Source organism: Gemmata palustris, assembly GCF_017939745.1.
Lineage (GTDB): Bacteria > Planctomycetota > Planctomycetia > Gemmatales > Gemmataceae > Gemmata > Gemmata palustris.
The window spans coordinates 1,029,436-1,048,067 of record NZ_JAGKQQ010000001.1 but is presented as its reverse complement, the minus strand read 5'-3'; the positions used below and the strand labels follow the sequence as shown (position 1 = coordinate 1,048,067).

Sequence of the window (18,632 nt, the reverse complement as noted above, 5' to 3'; positions counted from 1 at the left end):
TTGTCTACTCATCTTACGAAATGACCGGAAAAGCCGAACACCCGGCCACGCAATGTGGCCGGGCGTTCGTGTTGAAACTTCGGCTCACTCGCCCTTGTTGAGATCGAACTTGGTTCCGCCATCACCGCTCTTGGCCTTGTCTTCGCCCATTTTCTTGAGCGGAAGGTGAGTATCGCCATCGGCGCCACTGCCGGGCAACATCCCCGGTCCGTTCGTCGCCGGCACGGGGCACCCGATCGACCGGGTACCCGGTTCGTAACCGTTCGTCATCAGCCAGCCGGTGCCGAGCAGCAGCGCGACGGATGCGGCGAGTGTGAACCGGGCGCGAGCCGTATTGTCGCGGGGCTTCGCGGGCGCTGGCGGAGCGTTTCGCGGGGCTTCGGTGGCCCGCATCGCGATCAGCTCGGACGGCTCGGCCGTTGCGCGGGGCGCGGGGATCGGCGCCTTCGGCCACGGCTTCTTGAGCTGGGACTTGAAGAAGTCCGAAAACAGCCGGTCGAGTTCGTCCGCGGCGTGTTCGTGGTTGTCGTGTTTAGGAGAGGTCGTGTTCATGTGTTAGTTTCGCTCGCGGAATCACCGGAAGCGAAGTCTCCGTGAATCGAGAGCCGTTCGGCGAGCCGCTGGCGCGCCCGACTCAACCGCATGTGGACCGCCGTGACAGCCACGTTGAGCTGTTCGGCGATGGTGTTCGCATCGAAATCTAGGGCGTATCGGAGCGTCAATATTTCTCGGTCCGCGGGCGCGAGTTCGTCGAGAACCGCGCGCAACTGGGCGAACTGCTCCTGCCGTTCCAGTTCGTCGACCGGGAGCGGTTGCGAGGACCGCACCCCATTGAGTAGTTCCGGGGGCTGCGTTCCGTTCCGCCGAAACGCGCTTTTCGCATAATCTTCCGCAAGGTTACGCGCGACCCGCAACAGCCAGGCGCGCGGGTTTTGGATGTCCTCTCCGCCGGCCTCCCACTGCTTCCAGAGCCGCAGGAACGCCTCTTGGGTGATGTCCATCGCGAGATCGGAATCCATCCACCGGGCGTAAGCGAGCGCCCAGACTTCTCGACTGTATTGTTGGTGAAGCGCCTCAAACTCCGCCCGCCTGGTGGAGCCGCCGGGCGGGTCCGGGGGATTCGCTTCGCCTTTCGGCATCGTCACTTGTCAGCCGCGGGAATCGCGTTCAGCGGTCGTCCGTCCACATAAAGACGACCCCCAACCGGCATTCTAACTCGTCAGTACGAGATTGTCGCGATGAACCAGTTCCGGGTACGGGACGCTCCCCAAAACGGCCGCGATGCGTTCCGTGTGGAGCCCGCAAATGCGCTGGGCCGCGCTGGAGGAGTAGTTACTCAGCCCGCGCGCCACTTCGGTACCATTCGGAGCACAAATCGATACCACGTCACCTTTTCCGAACTCGCCTTCGACAGCCGTGACGCCGATCGGGAGTAAACTTCGCCCGTCGAGAACAGCTTGCCGCGCCCCCGCATCGAGCCGAAATACCCCCTTCGGGCGTACCGTCAGCCCGAACCACCGCTTTCGCGACGAAACCCCTTCCCCGTGGGGCAAAAACAGTGTCCCCACCGGCTCCCCGGCGAACACGCGGTCCAAAATGCCATCGAGGGAGCCGTTCGCCATGATGACGGCTTCGCCCGCGACCGTCACCAGGCGCGCCGCTTTCAGTTTGCTCTCCATTCCCCCCGTACCGAGGGCACTTTTCGTATCGGCCGCCAGCCCGGTCACGGATTGATCGATATTCGGCACGGTCGCGACGAGTTTGGCGTCCGGGTTCACCCGGGGGTCGTCCGAGTACAGACCGTCCACATTTGTTAAAAGCACCAGCAGAGGCGCGAGCAGAAGGTTCGTGACCATTGCGGCGAGGTGGTCGTTGTCGCCGAACTTGATCTCCGCGACCGAAACCGTGTCGTTCTCGTTGATGATCGGCAGCGCGCCGTACTCGAACAGCGTGACAATCGTGTTCCGGGCGTTCAGGTACCGGGCGCGGTTCTCGAAATCGCTCGCCGTCAGCAAAATCTGCGCGGTGTGGATGCCATACGGGGTGAGGCTCTCCTGGTAGAGCTGCATCAGTGTCGATTGCCCGACCGCGGCGCACGCTTGTAAGTGCGACAGGTCGGTGGGGCGCTTCCCGAGTGCCAGCTTCCCGACCCCCGCTCCGATGGCCCCGGACGTAACAAGTACGACCCTTCGTCCGCTCAGCCGAATACGGTGGAGCTGGTCCGCGAGCGACTGAATGCGGTGCCGGTCCAGGTGCCCGGTCGAATCGGCCAACACGTTCGTACCGACCTTGATGACGACCGTACTGGCCGCCGACACGACATCCTGGCGAACCGAATCGACCATTATCTGCCCCGCGCTGCAACCGAATGAAGTTGTCGTCTTGGTAACCGCAAGAGCGAAACCGGACAACGGGAATTCTTGAGGTGCGAGATCCCGGAAGCCCCGGCGCGTTCACGCGCATCAACACCCCTCTGTACGAAGGCGCGATTTTTTCCTTCTCGCACGCACCAAAGTGCGCCGATTCGGGTGGCGAACGGAAGTTGACGTCGGGAACTGAAGAGTTTTGCAGGGGGGCGAAAAAAAGGCCCGCACGCGCGCCCCACCCGAACTAGAGTCCTGTCGAGCACAGGCGAACGATCTCCACCCAATCAGATTCTCAAGAACAAACGCGGGGCACGAACCATGAACCAGGAGGCCCGCGAACGGACCGGAGCGGGCCGACTCCGCGCACTCCTGATCGCGGGAGCCCTGGCCCTGGGCGTCGGAGCGTCGGCGTGGTACGTATTTGTTGGCGCCGGGGAGTGGAGTTCTGCCGACGCGGGCCAGTCGGCGCCCGAAGAGGCGCAACTCGCCCCGCGCGGCCCTTCTGGTCCCGTGCGCGAGGACGAAATCGCGTTCGGCATGTCCGCCCCGTTCTCGGGTCCGAGCCGCGGACTGGGCATCGAACTGTACCGGGGATCGAAAGCGTACTTCGACCACACCAACGCCCGCGGCGGGGTCCACGGCCGAAAGATCGTCGTCCGGGCCTACGACGACGGGTACAACCCGGGGCCGGCGATCGATAACACGGTCCGGCTGATCGAGGAGGACGACGTGTTCCTCCTGTTCAATTACGTCGGCACCCCCACCACGACGCGCTGCCTCCCGCTCCTCAAACGCGACCGCGACCGGTCCGTCTTCCTCTTCTGCCCGTTCACGGGCGCGCAGCCCCAGCGCCAGCCGCCCTACGGCGAGTTCGCCTTCAACCTGCGGGCGTCGTACTACCAGGAAACCGCCGGGCTCGTGGACCACTTCGTCCAGGTGGGTCGGAAACGGATCGCGGTCTTCTACCAGATCGACGCCTACGGGCGCAACGGGTGGGAGGGCGTTCGGTCCGCGCTGGGTCGGCACGGGCTCAAGATGACCGGGGAAGCGACCTACCGGCGCGGCACGACCTTCGACGCGAGCCTCGCGCAACAAGTTGAGATCCTACGAGCGGGCGAACCGGACGCGGTCATTTGCATCGGCTCGTATGCGGCGTGTGCGGCTTTCGCCCGGGACGCGCGCGACACCGGCTGGGACGTCCCCATCGCGAACGTCTCCTTTGTCGGCAGCGAGAGCCTGCTCGCCCTGCTCCAGGAGGCGGGCCGCGCGAGCGGAACGGATTACACCCGCGGGCTGATTAACTCCCAGGTGGTGCCGAGCTACGACGACCTCACGCTGCCCGCGGTCCGCGAGTACCGGGAGCTGATGGCCCGCTACGAGCCGCGCCCCCCCGACCACCTGATGTCGAGCGATTACAAGCCGGTCCCGCACAGTTTTGTGAGCCTGGAGGGGTTCCTGAACGCCAAACTCCTCGTCGCCCTCCTGGAGAAAATGGGCGCCCCGCTCGAGCGCCAGCGGCTCCGGCAAGCGGCCGAATCCGTCCGCGCCCTCGACCTCGGCACCGGGGTGCCGTTCTCCTTCGGACCCGACCGCCACCAGGCGTCCGAGCGCGTCTACTACACGGTGGTGCGGGACGGGGCGTTCGAGCCGCTGACCGACTGGGGGGCGTGGCGCAAATGAAACTCTCCGGGCTGTTACCGCGGACGCTGCTCGTTCTGGTCGGGTTGTTCGGCGTCACCATGCTGGTCCTGGCCGTCTTCCTGGGCCGGAGCATCGACCGGACCCTGACGGCCGAGTTCGAGACGAAGGGGAAAGGGGTCGCCGAGAACATCGCCGGCGCCGGCACCGAAACCCTGCTCAACCACGACCCCGCCACCGTCCAGGCGATGATCGACGAGCGCCGGGACCGGACCCCGGGGCTCGCCTACGTCCTGGTCGTGGACGCCCGGCGCGAGGTCGTTGCCCACACGTTCGTGCCGAGCGTCCCGGAGCACGTGACACACCTCCCCGGCAACCCCCACCGGACCACCGTCCAGCGCACGCACGTCGCGGGCATTGGCGACTGCATCCACGTGTGCAGCCCCATCCTCGCGGGCCGGGCCGGGTACGTTCACGTCGGGATGGACCGCGCGCCGATCCGGGCCACCGTCTGGCGGAACATCCGGCAAATGGCCGCGGTGCTGTTCCTGTTGTTCATCACCAGCGCGCTGGCGACCGTCGCGCTCATGCAGCACGTCACGCACCCGCTGCGCCGGCTGACGACCAGTGCCCAGCGGCTCGCGTCGAGCGACGGCCTCGCCGCGAGCGCCCCGGGGACGCTCCCGGACTGGTTCCCGGCCGCCCGGGGCAACGGCGAGGTCGCCGAGCTCACCCAGGCGTTCCGCTCGATGGCGCTCGAGGTGACCGCGCGCGAGGTGGGACTCAAAGAGCAGTTCAAGCGACTGCTCGACTCGACCGTGGAAGCGATTTACGGGATCGATCTGGCGGGCACCTGCATCTTCTGCAACCCGGCGTGCGCCCGGCTCCTGGGGTACGCCAGTGCCGCGGACCTACTCGGCCGCAACATGCCCGAACTGCTCCACCACAGCCGCGCCGACGGCAGCCCCCGCTCAGCCCTGAAGTCCGCGATTTATCGCGCCCTCCAAATGGGCCAGGGGGCGCACGCCGACGACGAGGTCTTCTGGCGCGCGGACGGGACCAGTTTCCCGGTGGAATACTGGTCCAACCCCATGTACCGGGACGACGGTCAGATCGTCGGCTCGGTCGTGACCTTCGTGGAGATCAGCGAGCGCAAGCGCCTGAACGCCGAACTGCGCCAGGCGAAAGAGGCGGCAGAGGCGGCGAACCGCGCCAAGAGCGAGTTCCTGGCGAACATGAGCCACGAGATCCGCACACCGATGAACGGCATCATCGGGATGACGGAACTGGCCCTGGAGACCCGTTTGGCGCCCGCCCAGCGCGAGTACCTGGAGCTGGTGCGGTCCTCGGCCGACGCGCTCCTGACCGTCATCAACGACATCCTGGACTTCTCGAAGGTCGAGGCCGGGAAGCTGGACCTGGACCCGACCCCGTTCGCCCTGCGCGACGCCCTGGGGGACACGCTCAAGACCGTGGCCGCGCGCGCCCAGGGCAAGGGGCTCGAGCTCGCGTGCCAGATCGACGACGCGGTCCCCGACGGGCTCGTCGGGGACGTGGGGCGCGTGCGCCAGGTGGTCATCAACCTGGTGGGCAACGCGATCAAGTTCACGGACCGGGGCGAGGTCGTGGTGCGCGTGTCCCTGGAGGAACCGGGCGACGCGGCCCCGCTCCTCCACTTCGCGGTGACCGACACGGGGATCGGGATCCCCGCGAACAAACTCGGGGCCGTCTTCGAGCCGTTCGTGCAGGCCGACGGGTCCACCACGCGCAAGTACGGGGGCACCGGGCTCGGGCTCACGATCTCCGCGCGCCTGGTCGAACTCATGGGCGGGCGCATCTGGGCCGAGAGCGCACTCGGGCACGGGAGCACGTTCCACTTCACGGCCCGGTTCGGGCGCGCCCAGGGCGCCCCGTCGCGCGTGCGGCGCCTGGGCGGGGCGGCCCTGGACGGGCTCCCGGTGCTCATCGTGGACGACAACGGGACCAACCGGCGCATCCTGATCGAGATGCTCCGGAACTGGCGCATGCACCCGGTCGCGGTGGACGGGGGGCAACTGGCCCTGGACGCGCTGCGCGAGGCGGCCGGGCGCGGGGAGCCGTTCCCCTTAGTGCTCCTCGACGCGATGATGCCCGAGATGGACGGGTTCGCGGTCGCCGGCGCGATCCGCGCGGACCCGGCCCTGGGCGGCACGAGCGTGGTCATGCTCTCGTCGGCCGGCCCCCAAGAGGGCACCCGGTACCGGGAGTGCGGGATCGACCGGTACCTGATGAAGCCGGCCAAGCAGTCCGAGGTTCTGGACGCGATCGCGTGCGCGGTCGGGGGGCCTCCGGCCCGGACGGCGCACGCGATCGCGCCCCCGGGCGCGACCCCAGCGGTGCGGTTGCGCGCCCTGGACATCCTGCTCGCCGAGGACAACCCGGTGAACCAGAAGCTCGCGGTCACGGTACTCGAAAAGAGCGGGCACCGGGTGACCGTGGCCCCGAACGGGCGCATCGCGGTGGACCTGTCGGGCGCGCGCCGGTTCGACGTGATCCTGATGGACCTGCAGATGCCCGAGATGGGCGGGCTCGAGGCGACCGGGGCGATCCGCGCGCGGGAGGCCGGGACCGGGTGCCACCAGCCGATCGTGGCGATGACCGCGCACGCGATGAAGGGCGACGCGGAGCGGTGCCTCGCGGCGGGTATGGACGGGTACGTGTCCAAGCCGGTCCAGTTCGAGCACCTGAACCGGGTGCTCGCACAGGTACTCCCCGGGGCCGTCGTCGAGACCCAGCCGGGCGCGCCCCCGGAACCCGCGGCCCTCCCGTCACCGACGGACCCCACGCCGGCACCCGTGGCGCGGGCGCGCGGGGCCGTGGTGGACCGGGCCGCGGCGCTGCGGTGCATGGCCGGGGACGAGGACCTGTTGCGCGAGATCGCGGGGCTGTTCGTCCGGGAGTGCCCGCGCCAGCTCGGGGAGCTGCGCGCCGCGCTCGGGGCCGGGGACGCCCCCGGGGTCCGGCGCGCGGCCCACACGATCAAGGGCGCGGTCGGGAACTTCGGGGCCAAAGGCGCGGTCGAACTGGCCAACCGGATCGAGGCGCTGGCCAAGACCGGGGCACTGGACGAGGCCCACGGGCTGGTCCCGGGGCTCGAGCAGCAGCTCGGCTCGGTGACGGCCGAGCTCACCGTCTGGAGCGCGTGAGCACTGTTTATTACCTTCTTCTCCGATCCGAAATTGAGGGACGAACATATGGTGTCGGCACATTCGCCCACGGCACCCGAAACGGTATCCGACGCGGCACCGGTCGAGGGGTCCGAGGTTCCGACGGTTCTGGTCGTGGACGACTCGGCCATCGACCGCCGGGTCGCAGGGCGCCTGGTCGAAAAGGACTCGGGCCTGCGCGCCGTGTACGCCCCCGACGGGCTCGCGGCCCTGGACCTGATCGCACGGTCCGCGCCCACGGTGGTGCTCACGGACCTGCAGATGCCCGGGATGGACGGGCTCGAACTCGTGCGCACGATCCGGGACCGGTTCCCCACGATCCCGGTGGTCCTGATGACGGGCAACGGGAGCGAGGAGATCGCGATCGAGGCCCTGCGCAACGGGGCCGCGAGTTACGTGCCCAAGCGCACCCTGGCGAAGGACCTGGCGGCGACCATCGAGCAGGTGCTCAACGCGGCGCGCGGGGACCGGCGCCAGCAGAAGCTGTTCGGCTCGTTCGCGTCGGTCGAGAGCCGGCTGGAACTGGAGAACGACCCGGCGCTGGTGCCCGCACTGGTCACGTACCTGCAGGGCCAGGTGACCCAAATGGGCGCGTGCGCCGCGTCGGACCGGACCCGGGTCGGTGTGGCCCTGGAAGAAGCTCTGCTCAACGGGCTGTACCACGGGAACCTGGAACTGAGTTCGGACCTGCGCCAGGACGGGAGCGGGGAGTTCGAGCGCCGGGCCAAGGAGCGCCGGTACCAGCCCCCGTACCGGGACCGGCGCCTGCACGTGACGGCCCGGGTGCGCCCGGGCGAGGCCGTGTTCGTGATCCGGGACGAGGGGCCGGGGTTCGACCCGGGCACGCTGCCCGACCCCACGGACCCGGCCAACCTGGAGAAGGCCAGCGGGCGCGGGCTCCTGCTCATCCAGGCGTTCATGGACGCCGTCTCGCACAACGCCACCGGCAACGAAATCACACTCGTCAAACGGGCCGACCCGCAGCCCGCCTAGCGCAGGTGGCCAACGAATATTCCGCCCGAGGTCCGCTCTCGGACGGGGCTCTGAAAGTGGTTTCGGCCCCTGCCGTTTGAAGACCGCAGGCCGCCTTTTCGCCCTCCGAAAACGATCCGAGAACTTCGGTACGTGTGGCGCCGAGTTCAAGCTAGAACTCAGCGTTCCAAGAAAAAAAGGGAACAACCAAGCGTCGGCAATCGGCTCTTCTCGACGAACTTAAATCGCATCAGGTTTGCAATTTACGGCGATTCATGTGGATGCACGCGCCCTCAAATCGCGCGCCGCTGCCGGCGCACCACGGTACTACCGCAGACTAGCGACTCCGCGCTCAGTCAAAGGCAGGCGCTAGAATAAGAGCGTCGCACGTCACCCTTGTGTAACGTCATTCATAACTTTCGTTTGACGCGCCCACGGGCGTGTGGTTAATATCTTTCCACAGGTGGCCATTCGCTTCTCTCCTCGAATGTCGCGCCGTTGCGTTCTTCGCGAATCGACCATCGGAGATTACCGCAATGACCGCGTGGGCGACAATCCGCCGGTTCGGAGGGGCGTGCGTGCTCGTTCTGAGCGCGTTCGTGTTCACCTCCACCCCGGCCAGCGGTACACCGGAACCCAAAATAGCGCGCCCGACGAAACCCACCCCGGCCCAACTGCGCGAGATCGCAGAGAAGGCGGAGAAAGCTGGGGACTGGGAAGCCGCGTTCAACGCCTACTGCCACCTGTTCGTTTCCGACCGCAACTCGCCCGAGTTGCGCGAGAAGCTCAATGTCGCACTGCGCTACACGCAGCAACTCCGCCGGCACCGTGACCCCGGGTTCCAACAGTTCGTGAACGGGATGCAACTCGACAGCGGGTTGGATCTGTTCGTCGAAGTGTTCCAAAAGCTCCCGGCGGTCTACGCGGACCGCGAAAAAGCCGCGGTACAGAACTTGTGGGGCTTCGCGATCGAAGAAATCGACCGCGCGCTGGGCAACCCGGCGTTCAAGCGGGCTTTTCTCGACAACCCCCGAACCGACAAACTGGACCAGTTCCGCTTGGCCCTCCGTCAACAGTGGGCCAAGCGCACCGTTACCGACCACAAAGAAGCGCACAGCGGGCTGCGGCGCCTGATCGCGTCCGCACAGGACCATTTCACAGTGCGAATCCCGGCCGCGTTCGCGATCGAAGCCGCTTGCGGTGCGTGCAGCGGGTTGGACGAGTACACGGTCTTCCTCGCCCCGAGCGCCGATACCACTGCGGTTCCGGACCTTTCCTCGGCCGGTCTGTACCTCGGTATCGACAAAAACACCCTGGTGATCGAAGGGATCGTCCCGAATTCGTGGGTCGCGTTGACGTACCCACAACTGCGGCGCGGGGACCGCATCACGCGGTTGAACAATCGCACGATGGACGCGGCCGGGTTGTCCGGGGCGGCCGGGGCGCTCCGCACCCCGATCGAAGGGCTCCACCAACTCGACGTGAGGGGGGCCGGCGACGATGCGAAAATCGAAGTGCGCATTCCCCTCACGCTCCCGTCCGTCTACGGCACGCGCATGGTCCCGGACAAGTTCGTCGGCTACGTCCGCATCGGGAACTTCCAAACCAGTACCCCGCGCGAACTGGACGAAGCCATTTCTGGACTGAAGCTGAGCGGCGCGCGCGCGATCGTCATCGATTTGCGGGGCAATCACGGCGGATCGTTCTTGGCGGGTGTCGAGACCGCCCGGCGCCTGCTCCCCACCGGGTTGATCGTTACGACCCAGGGCCAGGTGAGCGAAGTCGCCAACCAGGTCTTCAGTTCCTCAACGGGAATGAGCGCACACGACATTCCCGTCGTGCTCCTGATCGACACCGAAACCGCGTCCGCGGCCGAAGTGCTCGCGGCGGCCCTGAAGGACAACAACCGCGCCACCCTCGTTGGGGTGCCGAGCTTCGGCAAGGGAACCATGCAGCACTCGCTGCGGCTCGTCACACTCGACGACCTCGACCCCGCGACCGGCAAGAAGGTGAGCAAAACGGGCAGCGTGCGCGTGACCATCGCGAAGCTGGTCGCCCCAACGAGCGGCCCGATCAGCGGGAGCGGCATCAGCCCGCACTTCCTGGAAGCGGACCCGACGCTCCAGCTCGAACTCGCCGCGGACAAGGCCCAGGAACTGGCGACCGGCCGGATGATGCAGCCGATCCCGGCCCCGCCCATGATTCCGTGAGGAACCGTGCCACTTAACCCTCCTCTGGATCTCATCAGCACAATTCCAGAGGACGCGCACCGTGTGATCGAGCGCTGGTGGGCAACTCTCGCCGAAACCGAACAGCGTGAGTTATCAGAGTTGTGGGACTCGCGCCGCGAATCGTATTTCTTTACCCCTCAATCCGCCGCCACCGATCGTCCCGACGACTGGGAACACCTCCCCACAGTGATTGGCGGGCGTTTCGTGCCGCACGATGATTCCGTGCGAATGGCCGACTGGATCGAGGACTGGACTACGTACCTATCGGGGCACGAAGAAGTTATTCTCCTGCCGCGAGTGGCCGCAGTATTTCGCACCTTCGGCATCTGCCAACTCGAACCATCGGCGCGGGCTGTCACGTCTTGCGGGTTCTTGCCCGCAAGTTTCCGTTGTCCCGCGGGGCGCCCCGAGTGCCCCATGAAACGGGTTCAATCGATCGCTCCCGCACAATCGCTCCACCTCGCTGCTGCCGCGTCCGGTGGGTGGTGGATCGTTGCTCCGTGGTCGCGCACCCAAAACTGAACGACGTGCGTTGCTCACCAAGTGCGGGGTCACCATCTCGTTTTTTCGCAGAAGGCTCGTCACCACAGGTCCGGCCGATTACCGTAACGGCATGAGCACGTCCTCTCTCACCGCCGCAGAAACGGATGCGGCGGACGCGATCATTCGGCTGGCGCTCGCGGAAGACCTGGGCACGACCGGCGACCGCACGAGCCTCGCCACGATCCCGGAAACAACGCGCGCGAAAGCCGCGTTCGTCGCGCGCTCGGTGGGCGTGGTCGCGGGTTTGCCCGTTGCGGAGCGCGTGTGCCGCGCGATCAGTGCGGACCTGGCCTTTGTTCAGGCGGTCCCCGACGGCACCGCCACGGAACGCGGAACGCTCCTCGCGACGATTTCCGGGCCGCTGCGCGCGGTCCTCGCGGCCGAGCGCACCGCACTGAACTTCCTGCAGCGTTTGAGTGGCGTGGCGACCCTGACGCGCCGGTACGTTGACGCCGCACGCGGGTTCCCCGCCCAAGTGCTCGACACGCGCAAAACGACACCGGGTTGGCGGCTCCTGGAAAAATACGCCGTTCGCGCGGGCGGGGGGACGAACCACCGGATCGGGTTGTTCGACGGCATTCTGATCAAGGACAACCACATCGCGGGTCTGCTCGGCGACGTGGGCAAGTCCGTTGAAGCAGCGCGGAACTACCCCGGGAACGCAGGGCTCCCCGTCGAGGTGGAAGTGGACACCCTCGAACAGCTCGAGCACGCGCTCGCGGTGAAAGCGGACATCGCGCTGCTCGACAACATGACCCTCGACCAACTGCGGTTGGCGATCGATCGGCGCAACGAGGTCAACCCGGCCACGCTGTTGGAAGCCTCGGGCAACGTGAATTTGACGACGATTCGCGACATCGCCGCCACCGGAGTGGACCGCATCAGCGTGGGCGCCCTCACGCACTCCGCCCCCGCCCTGGACATCGGACTGGACTACACGGCGTGAGCACTCCCCCCTTCGTTCCGCGCGAGACGTGGCGCTTCGACACCGAGCGCATCGGGCGGCGCGTATTGGTGTACGACTCCGTCGACAGCACCCTTTCGCTCGGCGCGGCCCTCGCCGCATCAGAGGAGAACACGGACGGGTTGGTACTGATCGCCGACCACCAGCGCGCGGGGCGCGGGCAGTACGGGCGCACGTGGACGAGCCGCCCCGGGAGTTCACTGCTGATGTCGGTCATCGTCCGCCCGCCCGCCGAACTGCAGCGCCCGGTCATCTTGACCGCGTGGGTCGCGGTCGCGATCGCGGACGCGGTCCGGGCGCTCACGGGCGCGCAAGCCCGCCTCAAGTGGCCCAACGACCTGCTCGTTTCCGAAAAGAAAATCTGCGGAATCCTCATCGAGCAGAGTAGCAGCGCGGGCGCCCTCACGACCGTCGCCGGGGTCGGCCTGAACCTCACGCAGACGGCCGAAGAGTTCGCGCGGGCGAACCTGCCCGCCGCGACCTCGCTGGGGATCGTCTCCGGGGGCACGATCGACGCGCGCGCGGCGGCCGGCGTGGTGATCCAGAAACTCGACCGGGAGTTCGCGCGCCTCTGTGCGGGCGAGCGCGGCGCCGTCGAAGCGGACTGGAAGTGGCGCATCGGCTTACTCGGCCGGCAGGTCGTCATCGAGCACCTCGGCGGCGCGAGCACCACGGGCCGGTTGCGCGACATGAGTTTCGACGGCCTGGAGGTGGAAGACGCGGAAGGTTTCGTGCGCGTTATTGCGCCGGAAGCCGTGGCGCACGTCCGCGCGGTCTGATCGCGCCGCGGTTCGCCCGGGTGCCGGGCGCTCACTGTAAGAGGCCCGACCAGTACCTGTATGCCCTGAAAATCCTGGGCGCCCGTCGAAGTCGACGCGCTCCGGTGCATGGCCCGCCCCACCGCCCGCCCGCTATCCGGCTCCGAGTGTCCGATGCCGACGGTTCCCCTCGATACCCCCGCCGATCAGCTCCGGGCCGCGCAACTCGCGGCGGTGCGCCGGCTCCTCGCGACCGTGCTCCCGGGGAACACGTTCTACGCCCGCAAATTCGCCCAGCGCGACCCGCGCGCGATCGATTCGCTCGAAACGTTCGCGCGGTTCCCGTTCACAACGAAAGCCGAACTGACGGCGGACCAGGCCGCGCACCCGCCCTACGGCACGAACCTGACCTTCCCGGTGGAGAGCTACACCCGGTTCCACCAGACCTCCGGCACCACCACGGGGCGCCCGCTCCACTGGCTCGACACGCTGGAGTCGTGGGAGTGGCTCATCGGGTGCTGGAACACGAACTTCGCGCTGATCGGGTTGAGTCAAAAGGACCGGCTGTTCTTCCCGTTCTCGTTCGGCCCGTTTCTCGGATTCTGGAGCGCGTTCGAGGCCGCGTCCCGGGCCGGCTTCCTCACGATGCCCGGCGGCGGGATGACCAGCACGGCCCGGCTCCGGTTCCTGCTCGAGCACCGCTGCACGGTGCTCTTCGCCACTCCCACCTACGCGCTGCACCTGGCCGAACTCGCGGCAAAAGACGGCATCGACTTGGCGAACAGCGCGGTTCGCGCGATCGTGGTCGCGGGCGAGCCGGGCGGCAACATCCCGGCGACGCGCCAGCGCCTCGAGGCCGTTTGGGGCGCGCGGGTCTTCGATCACTACGGCATGACGGAAATGGGGCCGGTCGCGGTGGGGGCGGACGGGCGGCCGGGCGAAATGTACCTTTTAGAATGTGACTACCTCGCGGAAGTGGTGAACGCGCAGACCGGCCTACCCGTTTCCGAGGGCGAGAGCGGCGAACTGGTGCTGACCAACCTCGGCCGCACGGGGAGCCCGCTGATCCGGTACCGGACCGGCGATATGGTCCGCGTCGTCGCCGCCCCCGACCCGACGGGGCGCTCGTGGCGCCGACTCGATGGCGGCATCTTGGGGCGCGCCGATGACATGATCCACGTGCGCGGGAACAACCTGTACCCGAGCGCGATCGAGGCCATTGTCCGCCGGTTCCCCGCCGTCGCCGAGTACCGGATTCACGTGGACCACACGAACCCGCTCGCCGACCTGCGATTGGAAGTAGAACCCACCAGTGGCGATGGCCCGAGCCTCGCTGACGCCGTGGGCCGAGCGATCCGCGACGAGCTGTTCTTCCGGGTCGATGTGACTGCGGCCGCCCCGGGCAGCCTTCCTCGATTCGAGATGAAGGCCGCCCGCGTTGTTCGCAGGGCGAAGTGAAAGATGGGATCGCGCGAGTTCACCGCGATCTTCGGACCCGCACACGCCCGCCTTTTGTATTCCCGCGGTAAAGACGTACCCGCCGCGATCGGGACGAGTAGCTTGATTCTTGTGGCACGGGAGTACGAGCCCGGTCCGCGAGACCACACTATCTGGGAGCTGATGTGAAAGACACGCCAGGTAAGCCGGCGCCCGTGACCGGCGCCACGCTCGAAGAGCGCATCAAGAACGCGCGGACCGCGCTCGACGCGCACATTCGCGAGATCGTGCGGTGGCACTTCGACCCCGCCACCGGTACCCCGTTCTGGCTCGAAAAGGCGCAGACGTTCACCTTCAACCCGCTCACCGACGTGAACGGGTGGGAGGACGTGAAGAAGTTCCCGATCTTCGAGGACGACTGGCTCCGGGGCGGCCCGGTGCGCCGGTGGGTGCCGAAGGGCCTCGCGGACCGCGGCGTGTACGTGTTCGAGACCGGCGGCACGACCGGGTTGCCGAAGTCGCGGATCGTGATCGACGACTTCAAGATCGATTACGAGATGATGTCCGACACGCTGCCGGACCAGTTCTTCCCGCGCGGCGCCAACTGGCTCATGCTCGGGCCGAGCGGCCCCCGGCGCCTCCGGCTCGCGATCGAGCACCTCGCGCAATACCGCGGCGGGATCTGCTTCGCGATCGACCTCGACCCGCGCTACGTCGTGAAGTGCCTGAAGGAGCGGAAGATCGCGGAAGCGCAAGCGTACAAGGACCACTGCATCGACCAGGCGCTCACGATTCTGGCCGGCGGCCACGACATCAAGTGCATGTTCACCACGCCGAAACTGCTCGCGGCCCTCGACGAAGCGATCCGCGGCGGGAAGCTCGAGGACAAGTTCCGGTCGCTCGGCAAGCCGGTCCCGCGGGGCGGCATCCGATCGATCAAGCAAGCGGGTCTCACGGGCATCTTCTCGGGCGGTACCGAGTTCACGCCGCAATTCACGCGCGAAGCCTACGAGGAAATGCTCGACAACGGCGACGTGTACATGACGCCGACCTACGGCAACACGCTGATGGGCCTCGCGTGCTCGAAGCCGATCGGCCCGGACGACGGCTTCAAGATCAGCTACTACGCGCCGCAACCGCGGGCCGTGATCGAGGTGGTGAACCCGAAGGACTACAATGAGGTGGTGCCCTACGGGGGCACCGGGCGCGTGCTCCTGAGCACGTTCACGAAGGAGTTCTTCGTTCCGCGGTTCCCGGAGCGCGACGAGGGCGAGCGCGAGAAGCCGTTCGACAAATACCCCTGGGACGGCGTGAGCGGCGTGCGCCCGTTCGCGGAACTCGCGGGCGGAACCGTTGTCGGCGTGTACTGATCGGGGCCGGTTCCTTGTAACGAGCCGCGACCGCTAGGGAGCGGGGACGATGTCGACCGAGCCGCGACCGCCAGGGAGCGGTTGTATTCCGCTCCCTGGCGGTCGCGGCTCGGTCGGCATCATCCTGGAGCCGAAACACCACCGCCCCGCCAATTGGCGGGGCGGTGGTGTTTTCAACCCTTCCTCGGCGGAGCCGGAGGGGGCGGAACCGGGGCCGCCTTTTGGGGCGCAGCACCCTTCCCCGGTGCGGGAGGAACTTCTTGAGGCGGCTGTGTCCCACCCCCGCACCCGGTCGCGAGAACGAGAACCAGTGCGGCCAGGACCACCGTGAGAGTTCGAGTCATTGTTTGTCTCCTGTCAGTATTCGCCCCAAAAAGAACGAGGGCAACGAGTACGGTTCAGTCCACGTTGGTCACGACGACCCCGTCGTTCATCCCGGACAGGAACACGAACGCGCTCGAATCCATACCGCGGCGGAGCGAACGAACGGAGCCATCGCAAAACGTGAACAGCACGCCGCCCGTGTGCCGACCACCGAACTGGTACCACTCGCTCGTTTCGGTCAGCCCCCATGCAGTCGGGAGCCCGCCGGTGCCCATCCACGTGCTCACATAGTCGCGGGTGCCGGGGTTGTGACCGCCGAGGTACTCCCCGAAACCGATGGTGTTAGAAGTACCGTCGGAAATCGCGGAGATCTTCGTTTTGGAGTTCGTGAAGAACGGGCCAGTCAATGACGTATTCGCTGACCCCAGGTACCCGGCGTTCGGAGCGTAGTTGGTCTTACCGAGCGTCGGGTACGCGGTCGGCGACCACGAACCGGCACTCGGCGCGGGACCGTTGACGTAAACATACGCCCAAACCCCGGTCGACGCGGTCACGTTGTCCGACCCGTCGGACGGGCACTGGAACATCTTGACCTTGTTGTTCGCGGCCGCCCACGAGCCGCCGGCGTACCAGACGCCGGTGCCCGGGATCGCGAGTTTCGCGGGCTCGATCAGTTGGTAAATGTTGTCCTGCTCCACGAACGGCAACAGGTAACCGAATGTGCCAATCGCGCTCACACTGTTGTTGCCGGGCGGGAGGTAGCCATACGAACTCTCGTAGTTGGCCGCCGCTAACCCGAGTTGCTTCATGTTGTTGCTGCACGACATACGGGCCGCCGCTTCACGGACTTTCTGCACCGCGGGGAGCAACAATCCGATGAGGATCGCAATAATGGCGATCACCACCAGCAACTCAATCAGGGTGAAACCTCGACGGGCGAAATTTGGGCGCATTGTGAGTCTCTTGGTTGATGTCAGCGAAAACACTCGGAAACGGCCCGGCCCCGGGAACCACGGGCTCCGTCGCCCCTCGCACTCGGTGCGATCGGGTCGAGCACGTTCCTGCTTGAAGAGCCGGCCAAAAGTTTGAGGTGAGAGGCGGGACTCACACTGAAACTTCAACGTCCGTTGGTGTGATTGGCGGATGGCGGGCGAACCACCTCGACTCTGGGACGGAAACGCGGTCGAGGCAAATTGAAAATTGCGTGAACCGTGTCTGCGCCCCCCGAACCCGTGATTCGGGCGCCCCACTGGAGCCGAAAGTGATCTGTCGCCATAATGTCGTTAGGGGGCGACCCGAATCCGGTATGTCTCCCTTGAGGCCCGCGCCCCGCCCGCCCGCGAAACACCTTCACCCCCGCTCGCACCCCATGATCCAGATTCCCGCTCTCCGCTTCGGCAAAAGTTACACCAGTCTGGAGAAGGCGACGCTCGTTCACCACGTCACCGGGGAACCGGTCGCGGAGGTGAGCCAGGTCACGGGTTCGATGATCGCCCGCGACCTCAGTAACATGGAGCGGGCGCACAAGGAACTGGCTGCGATCCCCGTGCGCGACATCCTCGCGATGTACAAGAAGGCGGCGGACTACTTCCTGAACGCCGCCCTGCCCTGCGGCGACACCGAACTCACGTTCGACCAGTACACGCGGAACCTCTCCGCCACCACCGGTAGCGCCCTCGTGTTCTGCGACCGGAACGCGCGGAAAGTGCATTACGTTCTCGACAACATCGAAGAAGTGATCGCGGGTTTGACGCGCGGGCTGCCCGTCGAGGCGCTCGACCAGGGCTACTCCACCGCGAGCGGGCGGATGCAGGCGTTCTACCCGACGACGAACGTCTTCGGGGCGGTGCTCCCGTCCAACTCGCCCGGCGTCCACTCGCTGTGGGTGCCGACGCTCGCGTTCAAGATCCCATTGCTGTTGAAGCCGGGGCGCGAGGAACCGTGGACGCCGTACCGCGTGCTGCAAGCGTTCATTAAGGCCGGCATACCCGCGAGTGTGATTGGGTTCCTCCCAACCGACCACGCGGGATCAGCAGACATCCTCCGGCTGTGCGGCCGAAGTATGGCGTTCGGCGACGACCGGAGCATGGCCCCGTACAAGAACGATCACCGCGTCGAGATCCACGGGACCGGGTACTCGAAGATCATTTTCGGCGAGGACCAGGCCGACAACTGGGAACAGCACCTCGACCTGTTGGTCGAAGCGGTCGCGGCGAACGGCGGGCGCGCGTGCGTGAACGCCAGTGCCATCTGGACGCCGCGCAACGGGGACGCTATTGCCACCGGGCTGGCGCAACGGCTCGCCGGGGTGAAAGCCCGCCCCTGGGACGATCCCAACTGCGAAATCAGCGCGTTCGCCAAGCCGGAAGTCGCCGAAGCGATCAGCGCAATGGTCGATGAAGGTTTGAAGACGCCCGGCGCGCGCGACGTGACGCAGGAACTGCGGGGCACGCCGCGGCTGGTGAAAGAGGGCCGGTCCGCGTGGCTCCTGCCGACGATCGTCCGGTGCGACGGCCCCGAGCACCCGCTGGCGAACAAGGAGTTCCTGTTCCCCTACGCCAGCGTGATAGAATACCCTCAGTATGACGTGCTAAAGCGCATCGGTTACACCCTCGCGGCCACGGCCCTGACCGACGACCCGGCGTTCATCGCGGAGTGCATGGCGTGCGCGAACATCGAGCGATTGAACATCGGGCCGCTACCTACCAACCGGTTGACCTGGGACCAGCCGCATGAAGGCAACCTCTTTACACACCTCTACAAACAGCGCGCCCTTCAGCACGCACGCAAGCGCGCCGCCGTTTGATTTCGAGCCGCTCGGCC

At 66.7% G+C, this 18,632-nt stretch carries 14 protein-coding genes; 9 read left to right on the top strand and 5 right to left on the bottom strand.

Annotated elements, in window-relative coordinates; genetic code table 11:
- Positions 1 to 84: 84 nt before the first annotated feature.
- The 3 genes from J8F10_RS04295 to proB form a co-directional block, all read right to left on the bottom strand.
- Positions 85 to 552, bottom strand: a complete 468-nt coding sequence (locus J8F10_RS04295) for a hypothetical protein (RefSeq protein WP_210652628.1) — start codon at positions 550 to 552, stop codon at positions 85 to 87.
- On the bottom strand, positions 549 to 1,139 hold the full coding sequence (locus J8F10_RS04290; RefSeq protein ID WP_210652627.1) for an RNA polymerase sigma factor: 591 nt from the start codon (positions 1,137 to 1,139) through the stop codon (positions 549 to 551). The genes J8F10_RS04295 and J8F10_RS04290 overlap by 4 nt, the downstream gene beginning before the upstream one ends.
- A gap of 72 nt (positions 1,140 to 1,211) precedes the next feature.
- On the bottom strand, positions 1,212 to 2,345 hold the full coding sequence (proB, locus tag J8F10_RS04285) for a glutamate 5-kinase (RefSeq protein ID WP_210652626.1): 1,134 nt from the start codon (positions 2,343 to 2,345) through the stop codon (positions 1,212 to 1,214).
- 339 nt (positions 2,346 to 2,684) lie between these two features.
- On the opposite strand from proB, the gene J8F10_RS04280 reads away from it, so the two are divergent.
- From J8F10_RS04280 to J8F10_RS04245, 8 genes are all read left to right on the top strand, one after another.
- Positions 2,685 to 4,046 (top strand): ABC transporter substrate-binding protein, encoded by a 1,362-nt coding sequence (locus tag J8F10_RS04280; RefSeq protein WP_210652625.1) that lies wholly within the window; start codon positions 2,685 to 2,687, stop codon positions 4,044 to 4,046.
- Entirely contained in the window at positions 4,043 to 7,189 is a 3,147-nt protein-coding gene (locus tag J8F10_RS04275) for a response regulator (protein ID WP_210652624.1), read from the top strand. The genes J8F10_RS04280 and J8F10_RS04275 overlap by 4 nt, the downstream gene beginning before the upstream one ends.
- Positions 7,190 to 7,237: 48 nt before the next feature.
- Entirely contained in the window at positions 7,238 to 8,203 is a 966-nt protein-coding gene (locus tag J8F10_RS04270) for a response regulator (RefSeq protein ID WP_210652623.1), read from the top strand.
- Positions 8,204 to 8,718: 515 nt separating this feature from the next.
- Entirely contained in the window at positions 8,719 to 10,392 is a 1,674-nt protein-coding gene (locus J8F10_RS04265) for a S41 family peptidase (RefSeq protein ID WP_210652622.1), read from the top strand.
- Positions 10,393 to 11,026: 634 nt separating this feature from the next.
- The gene (nadC, locus tag J8F10_RS04260) at positions 11,027 to 11,902 is read left to right on the top strand and encodes a carboxylating nicotinate-nucleotide diphosphorylase (protein ID WP_210652621.1); all 876 of its coding nucleotides are present in this window, start codon (positions 11,027 to 11,029) and stop codon (positions 11,900 to 11,902) included.
- A complete protein-coding gene (locus J8F10_RS04255; protein WP_210652620.1) occupies positions 11,899 to 12,699 on the top strand; it encodes a biotin--[acetyl-CoA-carboxylase] ligase in 801 nt (266 codons plus the stop codon). The genes nadC and J8F10_RS04255 overlap by 4 nt, the downstream gene beginning before the upstream one ends.
- Positions 12,700 to 12,852: 153 nt before the next feature.
- Entirely contained in the window at positions 12,853 to 14,136 is a 1,284-nt protein-coding gene (locus tag J8F10_RS04250) for a phenylacetate--CoA ligase family protein (protein WP_210652619.1), read from the top strand.
- Positions 14,137 to 14,300: 164 nt separating this feature from the next.
- On the top strand, positions 14,301 to 15,485 hold the full coding sequence (locus tag J8F10_RS04245; protein ID WP_210652618.1) for a hypothetical protein: 1,185 nt from the start codon (positions 14,301 to 14,303) through the stop codon (positions 15,483 to 15,485).
- Between the two features lie 173 nt (positions 15,486 to 15,658).
- Here J8F10_RS04245 and J8F10_RS04240 read toward each other — a convergent pair whose 3' ends face one another.
- Both J8F10_RS04240 and J8F10_RS04235 read right to left on the bottom strand, forming a co-directional pair.
- Entirely contained in the window at positions 15,659 to 15,829 is a 171-nt protein-coding gene (locus tag J8F10_RS04240; protein ID WP_210652617.1) for a hypothetical protein, read from the bottom strand.
- A gap of 54 nt (positions 15,830 to 15,883) precedes the next feature.
- Positions 15,884 to 16,762, bottom strand: a complete 879-nt coding sequence (locus J8F10_RS04235) for a DUF1559 domain-containing protein (protein WP_210652616.1) — start codon at positions 16,760 to 16,762, stop codon at positions 15,884 to 15,886.
- A 416-nt stretch (positions 16,763 to 17,178) separates the two neighbouring features.
- Between J8F10_RS04235 and J8F10_RS04230 the strand changes: the two genes are divergently transcribed.
- Positions 17,179 to 18,615 carry an aldehyde dehydrogenase family protein gene (locus J8F10_RS04230; RefSeq protein ID WP_210652615.1) on the top strand — a complete coding sequence of 479 codons (1,437 nt, stop codon included), beginning with the start codon at positions 17,179 to 17,181 and terminating at the stop codon, positions 18,613 to 18,615.
- Positions 18,616 to 18,632: the final 17 nt, after the last annotated feature.

Coding starts and splice junctions, on each gene's coding strand:
- J8F10_RS04250 (WP_210652619.1), top strand. CDS start 12,853: ATGCCGACGGTTCCCCTCGATACCCCCGCCGATCAGCTCCGGGCCGCG.
- J8F10_RS04280 (WP_210652625.1), top strand. CDS start 2,685: ATGAACCAGGAGGCCCGCGAACGGACCGGAGCGGGCCGACTCCGCGCA.
- nadC (WP_210652621.1), top strand. CDS start 11,027: ATGAGCACGTCCTCTCTCACCGCCGCAGAAACGGATGCGGCGGACGCG.
- J8F10_RS04270 (WP_210652623.1), top strand. CDS start 7,238: ATGGTGTCGGCACATTCGCCCACGGCACCCGAAACGGTATCCGACGCG.
- J8F10_RS04295 (WP_210652628.1), bottom strand. CDS start 552: ATGAACACGACCTCTCCTAAACACGACAACCACGAACACGCCGCGGAC.
- J8F10_RS04275 (WP_210652624.1), top strand. CDS start 4,043: ATGAAACTCTCCGGGCTGTTACCGCGGACGCTGCTCGTTCTGGTCGGG.
- J8F10_RS04230 (WP_210652615.1), top strand. CDS start 17,179: ATGATCCAGATTCCCGCTCTCCGCTTCGGCAAAAGTTACACCAGTCTG.
- J8F10_RS04240 (WP_210652617.1), bottom strand. CDS start 15,829: ATGACTCGAACTCTCACGGTGGTCCTGGCCGCACTGGTTCTCGTTCTC.
- J8F10_RS04235 (WP_210652616.1), bottom strand. CDS start 16,762: ATGCGCCCAAATTTCGCCCGTCGAGGTTTCACCCTGATTGAGTTGCTG.
- J8F10_RS04290 (WP_210652627.1), bottom strand. CDS start 1,139: ATGCCGAAAGGCGAAGCGAATCCCCCGGACCCGCCCGGCGGCTCCACC.
- proB (WP_210652626.1), bottom strand. CDS start 2,345: ATGGTCGATTCGGTTCGCCAGGATGTCGTGTCGGCGGCCAGTACGGTC.
- J8F10_RS04265 (WP_210652622.1), top strand. CDS start 8,719: ATGACCGCGTGGGCGACAATCCGCCGGTTCGGAGGGGCGTGCGTGCTC.